We start from the raw sequence: 23,446 nt of genomic DNA, 5'->3' as shown, positions 1-23,446 counted from the left end.
TTAATTGGTCAAGCAGTAAAAATCGTCTTATAGTTGTTTTTCAACAGATTATTTTCGCGTCAAGTGCGCGGAATAGAATCCGTCAGTTCCGTGGGAAACCAGCCACGATTTCCGAAACACCGATTTCCAATCCGGATGGTCGCGCACAAAAGCATCGACAACGGTGTCGTTTTCCACCGACAGCATAGAGCAGGTTGCATAGGCAAGCACACCTCCGTCGGTTACCAGGGATGCAGCAATCTCAAGAATTTCGGATTGAGTGACTGTAAGTGCTTCCAACCCATCCTGCGTCAGTGACCACTTGCCGGCAGGCGCTCGCCTCCATGATCCGCTGCCACTACAGGGAACATCTGTCAGCACAATATCGAACGGGGCCAGTTCCCTAATCTCAGGCCCGGTCAAGATAGTGATGTCTACGCCCGCACGCGATGCCCGATCAGGTAAGTCACGCATTCGAGCGGGGTTGGCATCATGGGCAAAGACGCGCACGTTTTTGTCTCGACCCGCCAGAGCCAAGGCCTTACCACCACCGCCAGCACAAAAATCCAGAACGCGCATGCCCGGCTGCAAATCAAGCGCGGCAATAATGGCTTGACTGGCGGCGTCCTGAAGTTCGACCAATCCGGATATATATGCACGGCATTGCGAAATCTTTCGTGCGCCTTCAGTCACTTCCAGGGCCGTCTCACATGCGGCGTGCGGTTTGGCCTTTATGCTATCTTCAGCCAACACGTGAACGGCCTCGGCTAAGTCGCACTTTGACAAATTAACCCGCAAATGAACCGGCGCTCGGTCTTGCAGCGCGATGGCAGCAGCCTCAGCGTCGTTTCCCAGAGATCTCTGGAACTCCGGCCAAAGCCACTCCGGAATGTCCAGACGTTCGGCTTTGCTGGAAAAATCCCGAGCTACTTCGGCCTCAGACACGGCGGCCGGCGCGTGTCGCTCGCCGGTAAATAGATCCGAGGGGTCCTGCCCCGATGCGCGGACTTGCCCGATCATCAGGCCGCGCCCCGTTTCGGACCCTCCCAATGCCGCCAAGGAACGCTTGCGTCGCAGCGCATCGAAAACGTGATCCCGTATTGCGGCCCGGTCCTTGGACCCGGCAAACCGGCTGCGTCGCGCCCATCCGGTCAATGCCTTTTCAACCGGAGTTCCAGCCAGGATGTCTTCGAGTATATCTATAGAGGCCTGCACGCGCGCAGCTGGTGTCATTGTGATTTCCAATCCTTCACATCAGCTGCCGCGCGGCGCCCGGCCCGGACACCGCGACACGCGGAGATCACATCACCCGATAATTCGGGCTCTCGCGCGTGATTTGAACGTCGTGCACATGACTTTCTTTCAGGCCCGCACCGGTAATCTTGACGAAATTGCAGTTACGGCGCATTTCGTCGACAGTGGCGCAACCTGTATAACCCATCGCGGCCCGCAGACCGCCGACCAGTTGGTGAATTACCGCGCTGGCTGATCCTTTGTATGGCACCTGTCCTTCGATCCCTTCCGGCACCAGCTTGTCATTGGCGGCATCCTTCTGGAAATACCGATCCGCCGAGCCGCGCGCCATGGCACCCAGGCTGCCCATACCGCGGTACGATTTGAAGGAGCGTCCCTGATACAGGATCACCTCACCCGGGCTTTCGTCTGTCCCTGCAATCATCGAACCAACCATTGCGCAGGACGCACCGGCCGCGATCGCCTTTGCGAAATCGCCCGAGAATTTGATGCCGCCATCGGCGATCACCGGAACATCACCCGCCGCCGTTGCGCAATCCATAATCGCAGTCAGCTGAGGAACGCCGACGCCAGCAACCATGCGCGTCGTACAGATCGAGCCTGGCCCGATGCCGACCTTGATCGCATCCGCCCCGGCATCAATCAGTGCCCTTGTCGCCTCGGCGGTAGCGACGTTGCCTGCAATAATCTGAACCTCGTTCGACAGGGTTTTGGCTCGTTTCACCGCGTCCAGAACACCTTGCGAGTGTCCATGTGCGGTGTCCACAACAATGATATCTACGCCGGAATCCACCAATTGTTCCGACCGCTCGAACCCGGCATCCCCCACAGATGTCGCTGCGGCGACGCGCAACCGACCCAGCCGATCCTTACACGCGGTCGGGTTCAGTACAGCCTGTTCTGTGTCTTTGAGAGTTAACAATCCGGTCAGTTTGCCTTCGCCATCGACCACCAGCAGCTTTTCGATCCGGCGGGCGCGCATAAGGCTTTTGGCTTCTTCCAGATCAGCCGGCTCCTGCAACATGGCGAGGTTTTCCGATGTCATCATCGCCTTTACCGGCATGTCGTCCGACGTGGCAAAGCGCATATCCCGGTTGGTCAGAATGCCGACCACGCGGCCCGCGTCATCGACAACGGGAAAGCCGGTGAAGTTGTAGCGATCGACCAATGCCTGCGCATCGGCAAGGGTCTGATCGACACGCAGAGTGACGGGGTTGTAAACGATACCGGATTCGAACCGTTTGACCCGGCGCACTTCTCGGGCCTGTTCTTCGACCGAAAGGTTCTTGTGCACGACGCCAATGCCGCCGGCTTGCGCCATGGCAATGGCCATGCGCGCTTCGGTCACTGTGTCCATGGCCGAACTGAGCAGCGGGATATTCATGGTGATTTCACGCGTCACCCGCGTGCTTGTATCCGCCGTGGCGGGCAGCACGGTAGATGCGCCCGGAACCAGGAGAACGTCGTCAAAGGTGAGTGCCTCACGAATCTGCATCTGATAACCCCATGCAAAAGCCCGTTTGGCGGTGACCCTATTGCATGGATTGCGCCCAAGGAAAAGCCCCCGGCATCAAGTAGTTTTCCCCTGCGGGGCGATGCCGCAACCGAAAACGACGCAAGCTGCGCAAAACGTGCCGCTGATTGCCCTTTCCCTTGGCGCGTAAACCAATATCTTGCCCGGCATACGCGCGAATACAAATGGCAGGCTCAACATGACCAACGACCCTCTTGTCGTCTTTACTCCCTCGGGCAAACGCGGACATTTTCCCGTTGGCACACCGATTCTGACCGCTGCCCGTCAATTGGGTGTCGATCTGGATTCGGTCTGCGGCGGGCGCGGAATCTGTTCGAAATGCCAGATTACCCCCAGCTATGGTGAGTTTCCCAAGCACGGCGTGACAGTCGCACAAGATGCCCTGAGCGAATGGAATGCAGTCGAGCAGCGTTATGATGACAAACGCGGGTTGAAACCAGGTCGTCGTCTGGGCTGTCAGGCTTCTGTTCAGGGCGACGTAGTGATCGACGTACCGCCCGAAAGCCAGGTTCACCGCCAGGTCGTCCGCAAGGCCGCCGCTGCCCGAGCCATTACCATGGACCCGGCCACCCGGCTGTATTTCGTGGTCGTGGAAGAGCCCGACATGCACTCGCCCACGGGAGATCTGGAACGACTGGAACGCGCGCTGCGCGAGCAGTGGCACATTGACGAAGTCACCGCCGATCTGTCCCTGATGTCGAAGCTGCAACCGATACTGCGCAAGGGCAAATGGGAAGTTACGGTAGCCGTTCACAAAGGCCACAAGGACACCGTCGCCCGCATTGTCGAGATCTGGCCCGGGCTGCATGAAAGCGGTCTTTACGGATTGGCGATCGACCTCGGCTCGACCACCATCGCGGCCCACCTGACCGATTTGGAAACTGGAGAAGTCAAGGCTTCGTCCGGTTTGATGAACCCGCAAATCCGGTTCGGCGAAGACCTGATGAGCCGCGTGTCCTACGCCATGATGAATCCCGGTGGCGATCAAGAGATGACAAAAGCCGTGCGCGAGGCGATCAACGATCTGACCACCTCGATTGCAGAGGAAGCCGATATCGACGCCGCGCTGATCGTAGAGACCGTTTTTGTCTGCAACCCGGTCATGCACCATCTATTGTTGGGGCTTGATCCCGTGGAACTCGGTCAGGCGCCATTTGCGTTGGCGACGTCGGAAAGCGTCTCGTTTCCGGCGCGCGAGATGGATCTGACCAACATGAACCCGCGCGCGCAGGTCTATATCCTGCCCTGTATCGCAGGCCACGTTGGCGCCGACTGCGCTGCGGTCGCACTGTCGGAAGAGCCCGGAAAATCCGACGATCTGGTACTGATCGTCGACGTTGGCACCAACGCCGAAATTCTTCTGGGCAACACCCACCGCGTTCTGGCCTGTTCGTCGCCCACCGGCCCCGCATTCGAAGGCGCTCAGATCAGTTCGGGCCAGCGCGCGGCCCCTGGTGCCATCGAGCGGATAGAGATCGACCCGGCCACCAAGGAACCCCGCTTTCGCGTCATCGGTTCCGAGAAATGGTCGGATGAGGAAGGCTTTGATCAGGACATCGCAACAACCGGCATCACAGGCATCTGCGGCTCGGGCATCATCGAGGCCGTGGCCGAGATGCGCATCGCCGGGCTGTTGGACGAAAGCGGTCTGATCGGTTCGGCCGAACAGACCGGAACCGCGCGCTGCGTACCCGAAGGTCGGACCAACGCATACCTGATCCACGATTCCAGTGCCGAAGGCGGCCCGCGCATCACCGTCACCCAAGGCGACATCCGTGCCATCCAACTGGCGAAGTCCGCGCTTTATGCCGGCGCTCGTTTGCTGATGGACGAAATGGAGGTCGACAGGGTCGACCGCGTGGTTCTGGCGGGCGCGTTTGGCGCACATATCTCGACCAAGCATGCCATGGTGCTGGGCATGATCCCGGATGCACCGCTGGAGAAGGTGTCGAGCGCAGGCAACGCCGCCGGTACCGGCGCGCGGATCGCCTTGTGCAACATCGCCGCGCGGGCCGAGATCGAGCGTGTTGTGCGCGAGATCACCAAGGTCGAAACTGCAATCGAACCCAAATTTCAGGAGCATTTCGTCGCTGCTAACGCGATCCCGCACAAAACTGACCCGTTCCCGGAACTGGCACAAGTGGTCACCCTGCCCGCTCCTTCGTTCAATACTGGCGGCGGGGATGAGGAAAAATCTGGCCGCCGTCGTCGCCGCAGGTCATAGTCGCGCCAACGACAGGAGGTCGGAATGCAGACCGCAAACGACGAACAGGCGGAATACTGGGGAAAATCGGCCTCTGGTGCAAAATGGTTGACCTACGAAGACCAACTTGATCATCTGATGTCCCCGGTGCTCGACCTGGTGCTGAAACGTGCCGAACTGAGGCCGGGGATGCGGATTCTTGATATCGGGTGCGGCACCGGTGTCAGTTCTATCTCTGCGGCACAGCAAGTGGGATTGTCGGGCGAAGTTCTCGCAGTCGACATTTCTCAACCCTTTTTGGATCGTGCCCAAGCCCGAGCGACGCAAAGCGGTGTCCGAAACATCGAATTCCGCTACGCCGACGCACAGACGCACGAGTTTGAGGCAGGTGAACATGACGCTGCAATTTCACGCTTTGGCGTCATGTTTTTCGAAGATTCGGTTGCTGCATTCACCAATATGGCCCGCGCGTTAAAACCCAATGGACAAATGACCTTTGCCGCATGGGGTCCGCTTGGTGACAACCCCTGGTTCAAAATTCCTCATGTTGCCGCGACTTCTCATCTGGGTCAGCCACCAAGGGTGGATCGGTATGCACCCGGACCGCTGGCATTTCACGACATTGAACATGTCACAGGCATGATGGCCAAAGCTGGCCTGTCCGGTATTAAGGCCGAGGCCGTGCCAATTGGATTGGCTGGTGTTGGTTCGGTTCAGGATTCGGCTGCTTTGTGCACCCGTGTCGGCCCCGCTGCCAGGGTAATCTCTCACTTCGACGGAACAGCACAAGATGTCCGCGCCATTCAGGACGCCGTGGCAGAAGCATTTGGCCCTTATACCAATGGTCAGGACCTGAAGATTCCGGCGGTGATCAACCTGTTTCAGGCGCAGCGAGCGAATTGATTTCGAGAATGCCTGGAGCGGGTAGCGGGAATCGAACCCGCGCGTTCAGCTTGGGAAGCTGACAGGCTACCATTACATCATACCCGCCGCGCCTGTTTGGATACCCTGCCCCGGAACCGGGTTCAAGACGGATCAATCCGTCCGGGCGCGCAAACTGTCAATCAGGTCCTGATCCACTTCCAGCAAACGCCCCGCCGCTTCGAGCGTTTTTTTGTCCAAATGCTGCGGGTTCAGGTCAACCCCATCCGAAAACGCCTCAACAATGGCTGTTATCGCCTTGATTCGGGCAAATTTTTTGTTGTTTGCAGGAATAACGTTCCATGGTGCAATCTCGGTCGAGGTTCGGGCCAGCATCTCGTCCACTGCGACCTCGGTCTCTTGCCATTTCTCGCGATTGCGGAAGTCTTCGTAGGTGAGCTTCCAGCGTTTCAGCGGGTTGCGCAGCCGTTCGGTGAATCGCTCCATCTGTTCTTCCGGCGAGATGTGAAAAAACAACTTCACAATGCGGGTGCCGTCATCGACCAGCATTCGCTCAAAATCATTGATCTCACGATAGGCTTCGCGCCAGCGCTCTTCAGGGGTCAACTTTTCGATCCGCTCGACCAATACACGACCGTACCAACTGCGGTCGAATGCCGAAATTGCGCCTTCGGGTGGTAACCTCTCCCAGAACCGCAACAGGTAGTGACGGTTCAGATAGTAGTTGCGCGGCGCCCCAATCGGCCAAACCTTGAAACTGCGCGGGTCCAGAGCCTGACTGACTCGACGGATCGTTCCGCCCTTGCCGGCGGCATCCCAACCTTCGAAAACGATCACGCCCTTGAGGCCATGAAACAGAAACGCCTGCTGAATCAGCGCCAACCGAGCTTGCAGGTCTACCAACCGCTCAAGATATTCGTGTTTGCCCAGTTTTTTGGAGAGATCGGCTTCCGAGAGTTTCGGAGGATGATGAGACATGGGCGCACCTGTTTGAGACGTCGGATGCTCCCAATCTTATGACCCTGATGTTCTCTGACAATGATCCGTGTCAAAAAGAAAAGGCCGGGCGAACGACCCGGCCTTCTCGAATTTCAATGCAATGCGGATCAGGCGCGGCGACGGCGCCCACCACCACGACGTCCTCCGGCGGCACCCGTGGCGCCTGCCTCTTCGGGGGATTTGTTGAACTTGATCCACTCGCCGCCATGCGGGTCATTGTTGGTCAGCAGGTTGGCGGCGCGGATGGCCTCCATCTCTTTGCCCGCACGCGGCAGGGTCGAACCCAGACCGAACATCTGAACGAACGTCTCGTCGTCCATACCTTCCGGCAGGATGATGCCTGCGGCTGCAACAGCCTCTTTCTTCTCGGCAATCTTCTTCTGTGTCACCGGCAGAGCCACCGGGTTCATGATCGCCGACGTCATGCCAGCACCCATCGCCATCGGCAGGAAGGCGTTGTTGATACCGTGGCGGTTCGGCAAACCGAACGAGATGTTGGACGCACCGCAGGTGGTGTTCACGCCCAGTTCCTCGCGCAGACGGCGGACCAGAGCAAAGACTTGTTGACCGGCCGTTGCCATCGCGCCGATGGGCATAACCAACGGGTCGACGACAATGTCGTGGGCCGGGATGCCGTGATCGGCTGCTCGTTCGACGATCTTCTTTGCAACGTCAAAGCGCACATCGGGGTCTTCCGAAATGCCGGTGTCATCGTTCGAGATCGCCACAACCGGAACGTTGTATTTCTTGACCAGCGGCAGAACCAGTTCCAGACGCTCTTCCTCACCCGTGACCGAGTTCAGCAGCGGACGACCTTCAGCGGCCTCCAGACCGGCTTCCAGCGCACCCGGAACCGACGAGTCGATGCACAGCGGCACTTCGACCAGACCCTGAACCAGCTCGACGATCTTGCGCATCAGCGGTGGTTCGGTCTCATTCGGGTTGGGGTTCGAGTTGTAGACAACGCCTGCGTTGATATCCAGAACGGTCGCGCCTGCAGCGACCTGAGCAATGGCGTCTTTCTCGACGGTCGAGAAGTCGCCCGCTTCCAGTTCGGCGGCCAGCTTCTTTCGACCAGTCGGGTTGATCCGCTCACCAATCACACAGAACGGCTCGTCAAAGCCCAGAACGGCGGTTTTTGTTTTTGATTCTACGACTGTACGGGTCATGTCCGTTCCTTAGGAGTTTGCTGGCTTTGCCGAAGCGCCGCCGTTTTCAATCGCCCAGTTGGCGTTGGTCTTGATACCACCAAGCGGGAAGAAGTGTACGTTGGTGATGTTGAAATCCGGGTTGGCCGCTTTGTGGGTGGCCAGTTCGGTCAACACGTCTGTCGGCTCGTAAGGCAAAAGCAGCTTGGAGACGTCCATGGCGCGTTTCTGCAGAACTTTCAGTGACGGACCGACGCCGCAGGCGATGGCGAATTTGATCAGCGTCTGAAGTTTGGCCGGACCCGCGATGCCGATATGGATCGGCAGGTCGATGCCCGCTTCTTTCAGGCTGTCGGCCCAAGCGATAATCGGCTTTGCGTCAAAAGCGAACTGGGTTGCCAGCGCCATTTCGGCATCGGTTGTTTCGCTGAATTTCTGTTTCCAGCGCAGCGCATCATCGACGTTTTTGGTCGAGCCGTCCGGGTCAATGTCCTTGTTCCCCTCGGGGTGACCCGCCACGTGCAGCCGTTTGAAGCCCGCCTTGTCGAACAGGCCGGACTCCAGCAATTGCATCGAGCTGTCGAAATCGCCATGCGGCTTGGCTACACCACCGGCCAGCAGCAGCGCCTGTTCAACGCCCGCTTCGCCCTGGTACATCGAGATCCAGTTTTCCAGCGTTGCAGCATCCTTGATGATCCGCGCCGGGAAGTGCGGCATGACAGGATAACCCTCGTCCGCGATCCGCTTGGCGGTTTTCACCATGTCCTCGATCGGGGTGCCCTCGATATGGGCGATGTAGACGCGGGTGCCTTCGGGCAACAGCGCGCGGAAATCCTCGACCTTTTCGGCGGTACGCGGCATAACCTCGATCGAATAACCTTTCAGAAAGGCTTCGACGGTCGGGTTTACCGGGGCCTTCTCGGCCGCATCACGTTTCTTGAAGTTCAGCAAAGCCATTGCGGCCTCCCATACAGATCTGGGGCTCATGCCCAACCGTCATTGGCGATCAGGGCTTTGACCCGCTCCTGATCGTATTCCGTTTCCAGACGCACGGCTTCTGCTTCGGCAATCTCTGCCGGGTCGCCTTCGACCACAAAAGCTTCGGCCTTGCGCCACTCGGCCAGGTAGGCATCACTGTCCTTGGCGTTCACCTTCATGGCGGCCCGGTCGATCGCTTGCTCGAACCGTTCCTCCAATTGCCGCTTGGCGCCACGGCGGCCTTTGCCGACGATGACCTGAGCGGGAATATCGCGCCAGTATACAATAGTGACGTCAGGCATCGCTGTGATTCCTCCTAACCCGATGGGCCGGTTCTAAACTTCTATGTGGGCTCAGGTCGGTCGATTTTCGACACCCAACGCTTTTCAAGCGACGTTTTTGCCCACAGTCGCGTACCGGGCTTGTATCCGAAGTTTCCCAAGACCCCGACATCAAAATCTTCATGACGATAATGAGCGTCTTGCGTGATTGCGGTGCGCGACCTATGGTCGGGGTAACTCGAAAATCGGAGGGCGTTACGATGGCGCCCAAGCGTCCCAAAGGTGCGGGCGCGTTCCCGAAGGCGGTCGAAAGCCCCGCGCCGGCAAGACCCGATCCAGATGCGTTGTATGCGGCGCTGGATCTGGGGACAAATAGCTGCCGCATGTTGATAGCCCAGCCCAAGGGCAGCGGGTTCCATGTGGTAGACAGTTTTTCCAAGTCCGTGCAGTTGGGTGCCGGGCTGGAGCGAACCGGGCGGCTGTCACGGGCGTCAATGGCGCGTACCGTTCAAGCCCTGAGAATCTGCCAGCAAAAGCTGAAACGCAACAAGGTCAAACGGATGCGTCTGATCGCAACCGAAGCTTGCCGTCGTGCCAAGAACTCGCGGGACTTCATCCGGCAGGTGAAACGCGAAACCGGTCTGACGCTCGAGATCATCCAACCCGAGGAAGAGGCCCGCCTGGCTGTCATTTCCTGCGCGCCCCTGGTCTCAACCAAGACCGAGCAATTGCTGGTTGTCGATATCGGGGGTGGCTCGACCGAACTGGTCTGGATCGACATTTCATCCGTGCCGCGCCGGGACCGGCCGGCAGCGATCATGCGTCTGCATAACGGGTTCCACACGGTCGAAAGCCCATTTCCGGCAGCCAAGGTTGTCGACTGGATCAGCGTGCCACTGGGCGTGGCAACGCTGCGGGATCAGTTCAACGATGTCGAAGATGACTCGGCCCGTTTTGCCCTGATGAGCTGGTTTTTCGAGGAAAATCTGGCCGACTTTGCGCCCTACAAGGACGAACAGGCGCGTGAAGGGTTTCAGATCGTTGGGACCAGCGGCACCGTGACGACGGTTGCAGCCTCGCATCTGGGTCTGAAACGCTATGACCGGACCAAAGTGGACGGTTTGCGCATGACCAGCGATCAGATTGACAAAGTCATACGCAGGTATTTAGAACTCGGCCCTCAGGGTCGACGCCGGGATCCACGGATCGGTGATGACCGGCAGGCCCTGATCATGTCCGGCTCTGCCATTTTGCAGGCTCTGCTGCGTTGCTGGCCCACCGACCGTCTCTCGGTGGCGGACCGAGGGCTGCGCGAAGGCCTGCTTTATGCACAGATGAGTGCGGACGGTGTATTGGAAGACGGACCGTTCTGATGACGAAGACACCAACCGGCAGAAACAACTCGGGCCGCGGGCAGCGCGACCTGAAGGTAAAGGTCAAGACCGCGCGCGGTCGCAAACTCAGCTCGACACGTTGGCTCGAACGGCAATTGAACGACCCTTATGTCAAACGCGCGCAGGTCGAGGGTTACCGCGGGCGCGCGGCGTTCAAGATACTGGAACTGGACGACAAATTCCGCTTTCTCGTTCCCGGTGCGCGCGTGGTCGATCTGGGCTGCGCACCCGGTGGCTGGCTGCAAGTGGCGGTCAAGCGCGTCAATGCGCTGGGTGAAAAAAGCGGCAAGAGGGTCGGCACTGTTCTGGGTGTTGATTTGCAAGAGGTCGAGCCCGTTGCAGGTGCCGAAGTGCATCAGTTGGATTTCATGGAAGATGACGCCGACGAGAAGGTAAAGGAATGGCTTGGCGGCAAAGCGGATGTTGTGATGTCGGACATGGCAGCCGCATCATCCGGTCACAAGCAAACCGACCATTTGCGGATCATGGCGCTGTGCGAAACCGCCGCCTATTTCGCTTTTGACGTTCTGGAAGAGGGCGGCACGTTTGTCGCCAAGGTTCTGGCCGGGGGCGCGGAAGGTGACCTGCAAAAGCTACTGAAACAGAAGTTTCAAAAGGTTTCCAACGTGAAACCGCCTGCGTCGCGGTCCGACAGTTCAGAGAAATTCGTCGTCGCAACGGGTTTCCGCGGCTGACGGCCCGTTAATCCAGATCGAACCTGCCATCCACGATCTTTTGTTCGCGCAACGACGCAGTCGCTATCCCTTGCAACAACAATGCTTCGCCGTGGTTGACATAGACCGGCCTTTTCGCGCGCAGCTCGGCAATGCGTTCATCCAGAGAGGCTTTACGTGGTCCGACCAGCGGCTGTGTTGTTGTAGAAAAACGTTGAGACATTGGACACCTGAAAACACCTTTGGCCCTTAATCCTAACGGTGAATCTTGCCGGGAACGTGGCATAATTCCGCCCGTTCAGTGCCGTTCAGGTCTGGCAGCTTTAGGAGAGATCAGGCCGCGTCTTTGGCCTGCTGGGCGTTCCGCAGGTCGATCAATGCTCCGTTATACTCCGCTCCAAGGATCAACATCGCGGAACACAGATACAGAAAGATCAGGGCCGCCATGGCACCGGCCAATCCCGCATAAGTAGCGCTGTAGGTGGCAAACTGGGCGATATAGATGGAGAACCCCCAACCACCTGCCGCCCACAGCGCAAGCGTCAGAATAACGCCCGGCAGAATCTGAGACAGCCTGTGCCGCCGCGTCGGCAGTATCAGATGCGCCAACAAAACCGTGCCAGCCGGTACCGCAACAGTAAACGTCCATCGCAGCCGATCGACGGACAGCCACTGCCCAACGTTTACATCCGTTCTTTCCGACACCAGACGGGTGTAGACCGGCAGAACCACCTCTACCGCAGCGATGGCCAGAATGGCAGCGCCGCCAATGATAACGAGCGCAAAACACAGCAAGCGCGTTTTCCAGAACGGCCAGCTGTCCTGATCGTGGTAGGCCTGCGTCATAGCTTTGCGGACGGCGGCGACACCATTTGACGCGAAATAGACGGCCAGCAAGCCACCCAAAGTGATCACGCCGGTCCCTGCTCCGTCCAGCACCGCCCGCAATTCGGAAACGATCGGATCTGCCACGTCCTTTGGCCATGCCCCGAAGATCAATTCGATCAACTCGTCGGTGACATAGCCTTGCGACAACGCGCCTGCCAAGGCAACGGTGAACAGGACGAAAGGAAACAAGGCCATCATCAACGACATCGCCACATGGCTGCTCATGACGAAGCCATCCTTGTTATTGAATCGACGCAATGCCAGCCAAAAGGCATTGAGGAATTGTCCAAACGATGGAATCGAAGCACGGCTCATACAATGACCCTAACCCACGTTGGAACCGGGCAGAACATGGCAATATGGGTTATATGCTGAATTCTTGCCGATAACCGCCTGACCGGATTGCATAAACCCGCTGGCCTGTGCAGGATCATGGCACCCACGGAACAAGGCTTTGACATGACCTCGGAATCACCGGACAGCCCTGCCCGCCCCCGACTGACACTGACGGTTGTGCGGGATATTACGATCGTGGCCACTCTGGTCGTACTGGGGCTTTATGCCGGTGCGCGGTTTCTGATCCCTCTGACCATGGCGTTGCTGGTCAATGTTCTGATCATCGCGCTTGCCGACCGGGTGCGGGCTGTGACACGGGCACCAGTCTGGTTGGCCAACATCGCCGGCGTCACAGTTGTATTGGCCGGTTTGTTCATGATCATGTACGTGCTTGGCAGCCAGGCCACGCAGTTCGCCCGATCGATCAACACATACGAGAACCAGTTCGATACCGCCGTCAACCGTATCACCGGACTGGTTGGCAATGATGTCACCAGTTTTATTCGGGACAATCTGGTCAGCATCGACATGTCCTATGTCGCCCGCGTGTTACTGGGCAGCGCGACTTCGCTGCTGAACCAGTTTTTTCTAATCAGCCTGTATGTGGCCTTCCTGATGGCCGAACGGCTGGCCTTTCGAAAGAAGATTCAGCTTGCGGCAGGAAATCCTCAGCTAGGTGCCGATCTGGCCTCGGTTCTGGATGCGATTTCCTACAGTCTGCAACGTTATGTGGGGGTCAAGACCTTCATCAGCCTGATAACCGCCACGATCAGCTATACGGTGTTCCGTGTTTTGGGATTAGAATATGCCGAGACCTGGGCTGTGCTGACATTTGCGCTGAACTTCATCCCCTCGATCGGTTCGATCATCGCCGTGGTGTTTCCGGCCATGATTGCGCTGGTTCAGTTCGACAGCATTGGGCCATTTCTGGTGATTGTGCTGGGTTGCGGTACAATTCAGTTCCTGATTGGCAACTTTCTGGACCCGGCCATGCTGGGACGGTCCCTGAACATGTCGACCTTTCTGGTCATACTGGCCCTGACTTTCTGGACGACCATCTGGGGGTTGATCGGTGCCTTCCTGAGCGTCCCGCTGACGGTCTGTATCCTGATTATCTTCAGCCACATCCCGGCTTTGCGGCCGGTTGCGATTCTGATGTCGCTGGATGGCCGATTGGCTGAGGACGACACGAACCAGTCAACTCTGACAGAGTGAGATCAGTGCGCTCCGGTCTTTCAACCGCAACCGTCCATAGCCACCTTCAACCAATCCGTCATTAACGAGGCTGTGCAGAGATCGGTGAAGCGTCGGAGGGGAAACGGCAATCATGGCGGCCAATTCTTCCTGCGAAATATGGATCCAACCGTCCGGGTCGGTGGCCACCTCCTCCAGATGCAACAGGCGCAGGATCAGCCTTTTCATGGTTCCCGTAGTTCCAAGATTGGCGATAATTCGCAACGCCTTCTGCATGTTTTCGTAGGACAGAGCATAAAAGTCCCGCAGATATTCCGGGTTGTCTTTCACCAGACGCTCCAGCCGGGAACTCGGAAAAAACAGAGTCTCGGTCGGTTGTGTAGCGACGACGCTGATCAATCGGCGCGTGGCTGCGAACAACGCAAGATCACCAACCCAGAAACCGCCGCCCTCCTGATGCAGGGTAAATTCCTGTCCGTCATCCGCAGGTGCGGTTATCTTTACCGCGCCTTGCAGAACGCCGTGAATGCCGTCCGCCGAATCGCCGTGGAGGTATAACACCTCATCCGGGTCGTAATTCTTGCTGATTGCGCAGGCCCAAAACGCGTCCTGAAAGGAGGCCGACCGGCTCGCGAACCAGTCCGATTTCTTCAGGGAGTTCCGATTACCAAGGTTTTTTAACATCCGTATATTTCAACTTCATCATATGATAAATTGCGAACCGCTGCACTGGCATACGTTATCGTTACACAACTCCCGTGCAAACTGAATTTCTGCGGGAAATCCTTGGCTTAATGACGGGCCTTGAAATCGGTTCGAGTCCCGTTCGCAAATTTATTCGTCGGACTTCAGAGTCCAAAAGTTCAGGAGCAACACATGTCACCTTCCTCTCAACTCCTAAAAAATTGGCGCACCAGAATACGTCAGGCCGCCGTGGCGTCGATCGCTGTCGCGCTGGCATTGCCAGCCTGGGCCCAGGACCAGAAGCCCAATATTCTTGTCATTTGGGGCGATGACATCGGTCAGTCCAATATCTCGGCCTATACGATGGGTCTGATGGGGTACCGAACGCCCAATATCGACCGGGTGGCGAAAGAAGGAATGATTTTCACCGACTATTATGGTGAGCAATCCTGCACTGCCGGTCGCTCGTCATATATTATGGGCCAATCGGTATTTCGGACAGGCTTGTCCAAGGTCGGCCTTCCCGGTGCGGACCTTGGCATGCAGGTAAAGGATCCGACCATAGCGGGTTTGCTGAAAGACCATGGCTACGTTACGGGGCAGTTTGGCAAGAACCATCTTGGTGACAAAGATGAACATCTTCCTACAAACCACGGTTTTGATGAGTTTTTTGGCAATTTGTATCACCTCAATGCCGAGGAAGAACCAGAGAATGAAGACTATCCGGGTGATGCGGTTCTACCTGACGGTCGTACCTTCCGCGAAGCATACGGCCCGCGGGGTGTAATCAAATCCAGCGCCGATGGCGAGATCGAGGACACGGGCCCTCTGACCAAAAAGCGCATGGAAACGGTGGATGAGGAAACGGTTGCTGCCGCCATCGACTTCATTAAGCGCGCGAATGAGCAAGGCAAGCCCTTCTACGTCTGGTGGAACGGCACGCGCATGCACTTCCGCACCCACGTCAAAGACGAGATGCGCGCGCAGGCAAACGAGATTTCAGGACGCGTCGCTGACGAGTACAGCGCCGGCATGATCGAACATGACATGCATGTCGGTCAGTTGCTTGATTTGCTTGACGAACTTGGCATCTCCGACAACACGATCGTGCATTATTCAACAGATAACGGGCCGCACTACAACACATGGCCGGATGCAGCCGCGACGCCTTTCTGGGGTGAAAAGAACACCAACTGGGAAGGCGGTTGGCGTGTGCCGTCGATGGTGCGCTGGCCCGGTCAGATCGAGGCCGGATCGGTCACCAACGAGATCGTGCATCACATGGACTGGTTGCCGACCTACCTGGCCGTTGCCGGGGATCCCGACATCAAGCAAAAGCTGATGGACGGTTACAGTTCCCCCGCAATGGGGCGTGATTATCGGGTGCATCTGGATGGGTATAACATCCTGCCTATGCTAACCGGAGAAACGACAAAAAGCCCACGTCGCGAGATCTTCTATTTCTCGGATGACGGTGACCTCACGGCGCTGCGCTTTGACGATTGGAAGTTGATCTTCCTCGAGCAGAAAGCCTGGGCAACCCTGCGCGCGTGGATCGAGCCGTGGACCGAGCTGCGCATTCCGCTGATCGTCAATCTGCGCCGTGATCCCTACGAACGGGGTTACCGCACATCCAACACCTACTATGACTGGCTGCTCGACCGGGCCTATTTCCTGGTTCCGGCGCAACAATATGTGGGTGATTTCCTGGCAACGTTCCAAGAATACCCGCCGCGCCAGAAGGCCGCCAGCTTCAACCTGGATCAGGTGATGGAGAAACTGAACACGCCGACATCCAACTGATGCGGCTGTGTTAAAGCTCGGGGGCTGCTGATTTTGCAGCCCCTGACCATTTGAACAGGAGGTTTCCTGAAATGATTAGATCTCTTTCAATACTATTTGCCACGCTGCCACTGATTGCATTTGCCGATCCTTTGCCAAGTTGGACCGACTCGGAGTCGAAGGCGCGGATTCTTTCCTTTGTCACCTCGGTGACCGATCCCGAGGGTCCGGATTACGTGACGCCGTCCGAGCGAATTGCTGTCTTCGACAATGATGGAACGCTTTGGGCAGAGCAGCCTGTCTATTTTCAGCTCATATTTGCCATGGACCGTCTGGCCGAACTCGCCGAGCAAGACCCTGCAATCCTGTCCAATCCGACTTTGAAGGCCGCGGCCGAAGGAGATCTTGAAGCCATTCTCAAGGGCGGCCATGAGGCCCTGATCGAAGTCGTAAACGCCTCGCATTCCGGCGTCAGCGTTGCCGAGTTTCAGAATGCCGTTGCTGACTGGCTGGAAAACGCACGTCACGCCGATACGGGTTTGCCGTATGATCAGATGACGTATCAGCCAATGGTCGAGCTGTTGCGTTACCTCCGCGACAAAGGCTTCAAGACCTATATCGTGTCGGGCGGCGGCCTTCACTTCATGCGTGTCTTTGCAGAAGAAGCATACGGTATCCCACCCGAACAGATCCTGGGTACCTATGGTGAAACCACTTACGACACGTCGGGCGAAAGCCCCATGATCGCCAAGGCGCCAGGCATTGCCTTTGTTGACGACAAAGAAGGCAAACCGGTCAATATCGATCGGACCATTGGTCGCCGACCTCTTCTGGCCGGCGGAAATTCGGATGGCGATTTCGCCATGATAGAATGGACGACCGCCGGCGATGGGCCGCGACTGGGGGTTCTGGTGCACCATACGGACGCAGAACGGGAATGGGCTTATGATCGCGACAGCCATATCGGTCAACTGGTCGATGGGCTGGATAAGGGTCCCGAAATGGGTTGGGTCATCGTTGATATGGCCAATGACTGGTCTCGCATCTACACTGGCGCGAACTGAACCATTCGGAATACAACGCACTGATGTGGACATTACTTGTCTCTTTGATTCTGTTCGCACTTTATTGCGTTGCAGTCGTTTTTGCCGTCCGTGCGGCGCAGACAGCCCGAACACCTCAGGGCGCCGTCGGCTGGGTTGTTTTTCTGCTGACCTCGCCCTTTCTGGCAGTTCCGTTTTACCTGTTTCTGGGTCACCACCGGTTCAGAGGCTACCGCATCGCGCGGAAAGAAAGCGAACGCGTGGTTGAGGGCATCAAGTCCTTTGCGGATTTCTCCAAACCAGACCCCGACACATTGCGGATCAATCCACGTCCCTTTGAGGCGTTAGCGCATTTGCCGGTTTCCCGTGGCAATGGGGCCGAGCTGTTGATTGATGGCGAGGCGACATTCAAGGCCATTTTCGAAGCCATTGATGCCGCAAAAAACTATATCCTGATCCAATTCTATATCGTTCGCGACGACGCTTTGGGACAGGACCTGCAGAAACGGCTCATCGCGGCCGCCAAACGTGGTGTGCATGTGCGGTTCATGACGGATGCGGTCGGCAGTTACGGGCTGCGGTCGACTTACCTGGAAACACTGCGCAGCGCGGGAATTGATGTGGCCGACCCACGTGAACAAAGGGGGCCGAACTTCCGCTTTCAGCTCAACTATCGCAATCACCGCAAGACCGTAATCATCGATGGGGAAACCGGTTTTATTGGCGGCCACAATATCGGGATCGAGTATCTGGGCCAGAGCCCCCGGTTCGGACGATGGCGCGACACTCACCTGAAAATGACCGGTCACATCGTCAGGCAACTACAGTTGATCTTTATTGAAGACTGGCATTGGGCGCGCAACGAAGACCTGATCGACCAACTGGACTGGGCCGGCAGCGAGTCCGAACAGGATATGAACGCCCTTCTCGTGGCAACCGGCCCCGGAGATGAAACCGAAACAGGCGCGATGATGTTCTTTGCCGCTATTGCAGAAGCCAAAGAGCGCCTGTGGATTGCATCCCCGTACTTCGTGCCCGACATCGACATCATGACGGCGTTGCAACATGCCGCGCTAAGGGGTGTCGATGTGCGTATTCTGGTTCCGGATGTGATTGATCATCGTCTGCCCTGGCTGGCCGCTTTCGCCTATTTTGATGAGATCCGGGAATGCGGGGCGCGTGTATTCCGTTACACCGATGGGTTCATGCACCAAAAGGCGTTCCTGGTAGATGATACGCTGGCCGCAGTTGGGACAACCAATCTTGACAACCGCTCTTTCCGGCTGAATTTCGAGGCGATGGCGCTGTTTTTTGACCCTCGCGCCGCTCGGGCAGCTGCTGACATGCTGAAAACCGATTTCGAGGCCAGTTACGAACTGACAAGAACGTTATCGCAACAACCCACTCATATCCGTTTCGGTGCACCGATCGCGCGCCTCTTTGCGCCGATCCTTTAGGTCAGAAACCTCTCCTGAAACACGCGGGTCATCAAGGCGACCAGAAACGCAGTGGACAGACCAAAGGCCAGCAATCCGGTGACCGAAGCGAAGGCACCGAAGATGCGCAACCCCTCGCCCAGAACGATGTCGCCGTAGCCGAGGGTCGTGAAGGTCACCAGCGAGAAATACAGTGCCGAATTCCAATCGGGCAGGACATCTCCGAACACCCAGACAATGGCCCAAATCCAGACCTGTACGGTGTGTGTAAAGATGATGAATGCCAACGCGATTGTGATGGGGCCTGCTGTGGCCAGAATTGTGCTCCGGCTTTCCCACTTTTCCAGGAAGCCACGCACAACCAGAACGCACCATGTCAGCAACATGATTTCAATCAGAAAGCAGATCCCCAAATAAAGGCTGCCCCACAGTATCTGCTGCGGCAAGGTCATTCCGCGCGTCCCTCGTTTTCTTTTTTCTCTGGTTTGCAGCATGGGCCTTTGCGCAGCATTGAACAACCCTGACCCAGGGTCGGCACTGCGGCGAATGGAACCCTGAGGCGCTGGGCACTGGACACCACAAGCCGGGATTGCACATTGTGGAGTGCACCAAACGAGGTTGAGAATGCTTCTTACCATTGATCATGTTCGGAAATCCTACCCTGGTGGGCGCCCTGTTCTGAACGATGTCTCGCTGACACTGGACCGGGGCCAGACGCTGGCCCTGACCGGAGAGAGCGGGAGTGGAAAAAGCACGTTGTTGCATCTGGCTGCCGCGTTGGACGGTTTCGATGCGGGAGAGATCACCTTGGACGGCGCGCAGCTTTCGATGCTGGACGACGCAGGGCGCGCTGAGCTGCGACGTTCGACCCTGTCGCTGGTGTTTCAGCAGTTCAACCTGATCCCGTCGCTGACCGTGGCCCAGAACTTGTCGATTCATGCCCGCCTTGCCGATCGCGATAATCCTGAGTGGACTGCGCAGCTGGCGCATCGACTGGGCCTCGCTGAGACGCTGGACCGTTACCCCGAACACCTGTCCGGCGGGCAGCAGCAACGCGTGGCCATCGGGCGTGCGATGGCAACGCGGCCCAAGCTTCTGCTGGCGGACGAACCCACAGGAAACCTCGACGAAACCGCCAGTGCGGTGGTTCTGGACCTGATGTTATCATTGGTTGCTGACACCGGAACAGCGCTGCTGCTGGTGACCCACTCTCAGGATATTGCAGAACGGCTGGACCGGCGCGCGCATTTATACGGCGGCCATATCGCATGATCGCTGCCTGCCTACAGGTTCTGCTGTCCCACTGGCGTACGCACCGGTTGCAACTGGCCACGCTGTTGACCGGAATAGCCTTGGCGACGGGATTATGGTCCGCGGTTCAGGCCATCAACGCCGAGGCTCGTGCAAGCTATGCAAGAGCCAGCGCACAGCTCGCCGTTGGTCAGTTTGACGAGTTGCATGATCCGTCCGGTCTGATCCCCCTGTCCCGCTACGTCGAATTGCGCCGCGCAGGTTGGCAGGTTGCCGCGGTGTTGGAAGGTACTCTGCGAGTCAATGGGCGCTCGATGCGACTGATGGGTGTCGACATGGTAAGCTATCCCGCCCTGCCTGCGATTACTCGGGTCGAGCAAAGCAACGATCCACCTGATCCTTCTGACATCCTGACTTCTCCGGGGCGTCTGCTGATGCCACCCGACTTGGAGGCTCTGTTCGACGGGCTTGATGGTTATCCGCCTATCATCGTCAGCGATGCCCTTCCCCCGAACATGATCCTCACAGATATTGGAGTGGCAGAAGAACTGCTTGATCAGCGAAACTTGATCTCTCGTCTCGTGGTCCTTCCGGATCAGCCGGCAAACTTGCCGCCTCTGGCGCACATCGCACCGGAACTGGAGCGTACCACGCCTTCGGTTCGAACGGACACCGCGCAGTTGACCGACAGTTTCCACCTAAACCTGTCTGCGTTTGGTCTACTATCTTTCGCAGTCGGCCTGTTCATCGTGCACGGCACGGTTGGGCTGGCATTTGCGCAAAGGCGCGGAATGATCCGCACGCTCAGGGCGTTGGGTGTACCGATGCGGCGTCTCGTAACGTTGATCCTGTCCGAACTTGTCCTGCTGGCCCTGCTCGGAGGTCTGCTGGGTCTTGTTCTGGGATACTTTATCGCGGGCGCGCTGATCCCGGATGTGGCGGTAACGCTCCGTGGTCTTTACGGTGCACCGGTTGACGGACAACTGACGCTGCGTCCGCTCTGGGCGCTTGCCGGTCTCACGATGGCCGTCGGGGGCACTTTGGTCGCAAGCGGTCAGGCTCTGTGGAAGCTATCGCGTTTGCCCCTGCTGGCCGGGCCAGGATTGCAGGCCTGGGGCGGAGTTGTTTCCCGTCACGTGGCGGGCGGACTTGGCATCGCCATTATTTTGGCCGGGCTTGCGCTATACGCCGGATTTGGCAGCCTGATCACAGGCTTTGCCATGTTGGCGTGCATCCTGACCGGAGCCGCCCTGTTGTTGCCGGTCTTCCTCTCCTGGCTATTGGCCGTACTGGCGCGACGCGCACGTAGACCGCTGACCCAGTGGGTTTGGGCGGACATGCGCGCGCAGCTTCCGGGTCTTTCACTGGCACTGATGGCTTTGTTGCTTGCTTTGGCCGCCAATGTGGGCGTCGGAACAATGGTTTCCAGTTTCCGCCTGACGTTTACCGGCTGGCTGGATCAACGCCTGACTTCCGAGCTCTACATCACGGCCGCAAACGAAGAGCAGGCTGCGCAAATCGCCGATTGGCTGAAGCCACAGGTCACCGCCGTTCTGCCCATTCGTAGCACCGAGATGGCGCATGAAACCGGCCCATTGTTCCTGTATGGCGTCATTGACGACGATACCTATCGGCAGCATTGGCCGTTGATCGCACGCAGCCCCGGAGCCTGGGATATGGTGATGGATCAGGGGGCCATTCTGATCAATGAACAACTGGCCCGTCGAGCTAATCTGTGGCCGGGCGACACGCTCGACCTGACGCCAAACGATTCCCTTACGATCGCGGGCGTCTATTCCGACTACGGCAACCCCACCGGTCAGGCAATCGTGGCGATGCCGCAACTGGATGCGATCGCACCGTCGACCCCAGCACGACGCTTTGGTATCCGCGTGGCACCTGAACGCACCGCGGACCTGTCACAAGCCTTGCGTGAGCGATTTGACCTGCCCGCCCGCGCCGTCGTGCCGCAGGGGGTAATGAAGGCGCAATCGATGGCCATATTCGACAAGACCTTCGTGGTCACCTCGGCTTTGAACATACTGACGCTCGGGGTCGCGGGCTTCGCCATCCTCACCAGCCTTTTGACCTTATGGACACAGCGCCTGCCGCAGGTGGCACCGGTTTGGGCCCTTGGACTGACCCGAGCCCAGTTGGCGCAGCTGGAAATGTTGCGCAGCGTTCTGCTGGCGACGCTGACTGCCTGTCTGGCGTTGCCCTTGGGTCTGGTTCTGGCCTGGATTCTGTTGGCCGTCATAAATGTACAGGCCTTCGGTTGGCGCCTGCCCATGTTCCTGTTCCCCACCGATTGGATACGCCTGTTCGCCCTGACCTTGCTTGCTGCCACAATTGCCGCGGCCCTGCCGGCATGGCGGTTGCTGCGTCTGCCTCCTGTCAACCTTCTGAGGGTGTTTGCAAATGAACGCTAAGGTTTTCCTGCTTCTCCTCTGGTTTCCCATCGGCGCATGGGCGCAGGGCTATGCCGGGCTCGGAGGAACGGCGGAAGGTTTCGACGTTCCTCAACAAGGATACGCTTTTTCATTTCCCTTAGATCACGGGCCGCACCCGTCCTACCGGATCGAATGGTGGTATCTGACCGCAAATCTGCGGGGTGAGGACGGCCTGGATTATGGCGTTCAATGGACGTTATTCCGCTCGGCGCTCAAACCGACCGAGACTGAGGGATGGCAGAGCCCCCAAATCTGGATGGGGCACGCCGCGATAACCACCCCCGATGAACACTATTTTGCCGAACGGCTGTCGCGCGGTGGCATTGGCCAGGCAGGCGTGACGGCTGTACCCTTTGCAGCATGGATTGACGAGTGGCACATGCGTGGCGACGGAATTGACGCGCTGGAATTGGCGGCCAATGGGTCAGATTTTGGCTATGACCTCGCCCTGCGGGCCACCGGTCCGTTGGTTTTCCACGGCCAGCGGGGCTATTCCGTTAAATCCGCAGATGGGCAGGCCAGCCACTACTACTCACAACCCGCATACGCAGTTGAGGGCATTCTGCGCCTGCCGACCGGAAACGTCTCCGTTACCGGACAGGGATGGCTGGACCGCGAATGGTCATCGCAACCCTTGTCGCCGGATCAGAGCGGTTGGGACTGGTTCTCGCTCAGCTTTGACGACGGAAACAAACTAATGGCCTTTCGTCTGCGCGGAGCGCGAGGGGACTTCACCGCAGCCACCTGGATCAGCGAAGATGGTCAAAGCTCGGCCCTGCCCGACGGCTCGGCAACGTTTGCACCGCAGGAAACGGCCCGCGTCGCGGATCGAGAGATACCGGTCAAATGGCGTGTAACCCTTCCCGATCGCGAATTGGATATCGTAATCACCGCATTGAATCCTCAGGCCTGGATGGGCACTCGGTTCGAATATTGGGAAGGGCCGGTCAAAGTCTCAGGCAGCCACTCGGGACAGGGGTATCTGGAGATGACCGGGTATTGATGCGTTCTGTCGTCTGACTGTCACGGCCCGTCGTTAGAGCAGTGTCCATCGGA

Annotated in this window: 21 protein-coding genes and 1 tRNA gene; 11 read left to right on the top strand and 11 right to left on the bottom strand. The window is 57.9% G+C overall.

From position 1 onward, the window contains the following. Window positions 1-48: 48 nt before the first annotated feature. Both AC2TEL_RS13905 and guaB read right to left on the bottom strand, forming a co-directional pair. Window positions 49-1,212 (bottom strand): RsmB/NOP family class I SAM-dependent RNA methyltransferase, encoded by a 1,164-nt coding sequence (locus AC2TEL_RS13905; protein ID WP_480904594.1) that lies wholly within the window; start codon window positions 1,210-1,212, stop codon window positions 49-51. Window positions 1,213-1,279: 67 nt separating this feature from the next. Beyond that, window positions 1,280-2,728, bottom strand: a complete 1,449-nt coding sequence (guaB, locus tag AC2TEL_RS13900) for an IMP dehydrogenase (RefSeq protein WP_480839856.1) — start codon at window positions 2,726-2,728, stop codon at window positions 1,280-1,282. A gap of 217 nt (window positions 2,729-2,945) precedes the next feature. On the opposite strand from guaB, the gene AC2TEL_RS13895 reads away from it, so the two are divergent. Continuing rightward, window positions 2,946-4,991, top strand: a complete 2,046-nt coding sequence (locus tag AC2TEL_RS13895) for an ASKHA domain-containing protein (protein WP_480904591.1) — start codon at window positions 2,946-2,948, stop codon at window positions 4,989-4,991. 24 nt (window positions 4,992-5,015) lie between these two features. Then, a complete protein-coding gene (locus AC2TEL_RS13890) occupies window positions 5,016-5,873 on the top strand; it encodes a class I SAM-dependent methyltransferase (protein ID WP_480904588.1) in 858 nt (285 codons plus the stop codon). Window positions 5,874-5,886: 13 nt separating this feature from the next. Here AC2TEL_RS13890 and AC2TEL_RS13885 read toward each other — a convergent pair. The 5 genes from AC2TEL_RS13885 to AC2TEL_RS13865 all read right to left on the bottom strand — a co-directional run bounded on the left by AC2TEL_RS13885 (window position 5,887) and on the right by AC2TEL_RS13865 (window position 9,279). After that, window positions 5,887-5,960: transfer RNA gene (locus AC2TEL_RS13885), tRNA-Gly, on the bottom strand. 45 nt (window positions 5,961-6,005) lie between these two features. Continuing rightward, window positions 6,006-6,830, bottom strand: a complete 825-nt coding sequence (locus tag AC2TEL_RS13880; protein ID WP_480904585.1) for a polyphosphate kinase 2 family protein — start codon at window positions 6,828-6,830, stop codon at window positions 6,006-6,008. Between the two features lie 128 nt (window positions 6,831-6,958). After that, window positions 6,959-8,020, bottom strand: coding sequence for a methyltetrahydrofolate cobalamin methyltransferase (locus AC2TEL_RS13875; protein ID WP_480839864.1), 1,062 nt, complete (start codon window positions 8,018-8,020; stop codon window positions 6,959-6,961). A 9-nt stretch (window positions 8,021-8,029) separates the two neighbouring features. Next, a complete protein-coding gene (locus tag AC2TEL_RS13870; RefSeq protein ID WP_480904582.1) occupies window positions 8,030-8,956 on the bottom strand; it encodes a methylenetetrahydrofolate reductase in 927 nt (308 codons plus the stop codon). Between the two features lie 26 nt (window positions 8,957-8,982). After that, entirely contained in the window at window positions 8,983-9,279 is a 297-nt protein-coding gene (locus AC2TEL_RS13865) for a virulence factor (RefSeq protein WP_480904579.1), read from the bottom strand. A gap of 239 nt (window positions 9,280-9,518) precedes the next feature. Between AC2TEL_RS13865 and AC2TEL_RS13860 the strand changes: the two genes are divergently transcribed. After that, on the top strand, window positions 9,519-10,631 hold the full coding sequence (locus AC2TEL_RS13860) for a Ppx/GppA phosphatase family protein (protein ID WP_480904642.1): 1,113 nt from the start codon (window positions 9,519-9,521) through the stop codon (window positions 10,629-10,631). Then, window positions 10,631-11,347: an RlmE family RNA methyltransferase gene (locus AC2TEL_RS13855; RefSeq protein WP_480904576.1), complete on the top strand. Its 717-nt coding sequence runs from the start codon at window positions 10,631-10,633 to the stop codon at window positions 11,345-11,347. Before AC2TEL_RS13860 ends, AC2TEL_RS13855 begins: the two co-directional genes overlap by 1 nt. 7 nt (window positions 11,348-11,354) lie before the next feature. Here the strand turns inward: AC2TEL_RS13855 and AC2TEL_RS13850 are convergent, their stop codons facing one another. Both AC2TEL_RS13850 and AC2TEL_RS13845 read right to left on the bottom strand, forming a co-directional pair. Beyond that, window positions 11,355-11,549, bottom strand: a complete 195-nt coding sequence (locus AC2TEL_RS13850; protein ID WP_480839873.1) for a hypothetical protein — start codon at window positions 11,547-11,549, stop codon at window positions 11,355-11,357. Window positions 11,550-11,659: 110 nt separating this feature from the next. Continuing rightward, complete coding sequence (locus AC2TEL_RS13845; protein ID WP_480904573.1) at window positions 11,660-12,529, bottom strand: YihY/virulence factor BrkB family protein; 870 nt, start codon at window positions 12,527-12,529, stop codon at window positions 11,660-11,662. Window positions 12,530-12,646: 117 nt separating this feature from the next. On the opposite strand from AC2TEL_RS13845, the gene AC2TEL_RS13840 reads away from it, so the two are divergent. Then, entirely contained in the window at window positions 12,647-13,765 is a 1,119-nt protein-coding gene (locus tag AC2TEL_RS13840) for an AI-2E family transporter (protein WP_480839877.1), read from the top strand. On the opposite strand, the gene AC2TEL_RS13835 is transcribed toward AC2TEL_RS13840, so the two are convergent. Continuing rightward, window positions 13,748-14,428, bottom strand: a complete 681-nt coding sequence (locus tag AC2TEL_RS13835; protein ID WP_480904570.1) for a Crp/Fnr family transcriptional regulator — start codon at window positions 14,426-14,428, stop codon at window positions 13,748-13,750. The genes AC2TEL_RS13840 and AC2TEL_RS13835 overlap by 18 nt on opposite strands. A 192-nt stretch (window positions 14,429-14,620) precedes the next feature. Here AC2TEL_RS13835 and AC2TEL_RS13830 point away from each other — a divergent pair, with 192 nt between their 5' ends. The 3 genes from AC2TEL_RS13830 (at window position 14,621) to cls (ending at window position 18,710) form a co-directional block, all read left to right on the top strand. After that, entirely contained in the window at window positions 14,621-16,231 is a 1,611-nt protein-coding gene (locus tag AC2TEL_RS13830) for an arylsulfatase (protein WP_480904567.1), read from the top strand. 71 nt (window positions 16,232-16,302) lie between these two features. Continuing rightward, window positions 16,303-17,274 carry an HAD family hydrolase gene (locus tag AC2TEL_RS13825; RefSeq protein WP_480904564.1) on the top strand — a complete coding sequence of 324 codons (972 nt, stop codon included), beginning with the start codon at window positions 16,303-16,305 and terminating at the stop codon, window positions 17,272-17,274. 23 nt (window positions 17,275-17,297) lie between these two features. Next, complete coding sequence (cls, locus tag AC2TEL_RS13820; protein WP_480839884.1) at window positions 17,298-18,710, top strand: cardiolipin synthase; 1,413 nt, start codon at window positions 17,298-17,300, stop codon at window positions 18,708-18,710. Here cls and AC2TEL_RS13815 read toward each other — a convergent pair. Continuing rightward, the gene (locus AC2TEL_RS13815) at window positions 18,707-19,141 is read right to left on the bottom strand and encodes an ion channel (RefSeq protein WP_480839886.1); all 435 of its coding nucleotides are present in this window, start codon (window positions 19,139-19,141) and stop codon (window positions 18,707-18,709) included. The two genes, cls and AC2TEL_RS13815, sit on opposite strands and share 4 nt — an antisense overlap. A gap of 172 nt (window positions 19,142-19,313) precedes the next feature. On the opposite strand from AC2TEL_RS13815, the gene AC2TEL_RS13810 reads away from it, so the two are divergent. Genes AC2TEL_RS13810 through AC2TEL_RS13800 form a run of 3 tightly spaced genes read left to right on the top strand, consistent with a single transcriptional unit; the run spans window position 19,314 to window position 23,393 of the window. After that, window positions 19,314-19,961 carry an ABC transporter ATP-binding protein gene (locus AC2TEL_RS13810; RefSeq protein WP_480904561.1) on the top strand — a complete coding sequence of 216 codons (648 nt, stop codon included), beginning with the start codon at window positions 19,314-19,316 and terminating at the stop codon, window positions 19,959-19,961. Continuing rightward, window positions 19,958-22,369, top strand: a complete 2,412-nt coding sequence (locus AC2TEL_RS13805; protein WP_480904557.1) for an ABC transporter permease — start codon at window positions 19,958-19,960, stop codon at window positions 22,367-22,369. Before AC2TEL_RS13810 ends, AC2TEL_RS13805 begins: the two co-directional genes overlap by 4 nt. Beyond that, the gene (locus AC2TEL_RS13800) at window positions 22,359-23,393 is read left to right on the top strand and encodes a lipocalin-like domain-containing protein (RefSeq protein WP_480904554.1); all 1,035 of its coding nucleotides are present in this window, start codon (window positions 22,359-22,361) and stop codon (window positions 23,391-23,393) included. The genes AC2TEL_RS13805 and AC2TEL_RS13800 overlap by 11 nt, the downstream gene beginning before the upstream one ends. The last annotated feature ends 53 nt before the right edge of the window (window positions 23,394-23,446 follow it).

The sequence above is a fragment of the Ruegeria sp. HKCCD9138 genome (assembly GCF_057220975.1).
Note: the sequence above shows the minus strand (reverse complement) of the source record. Positions and strands in the feature narration are given on the sequence as shown.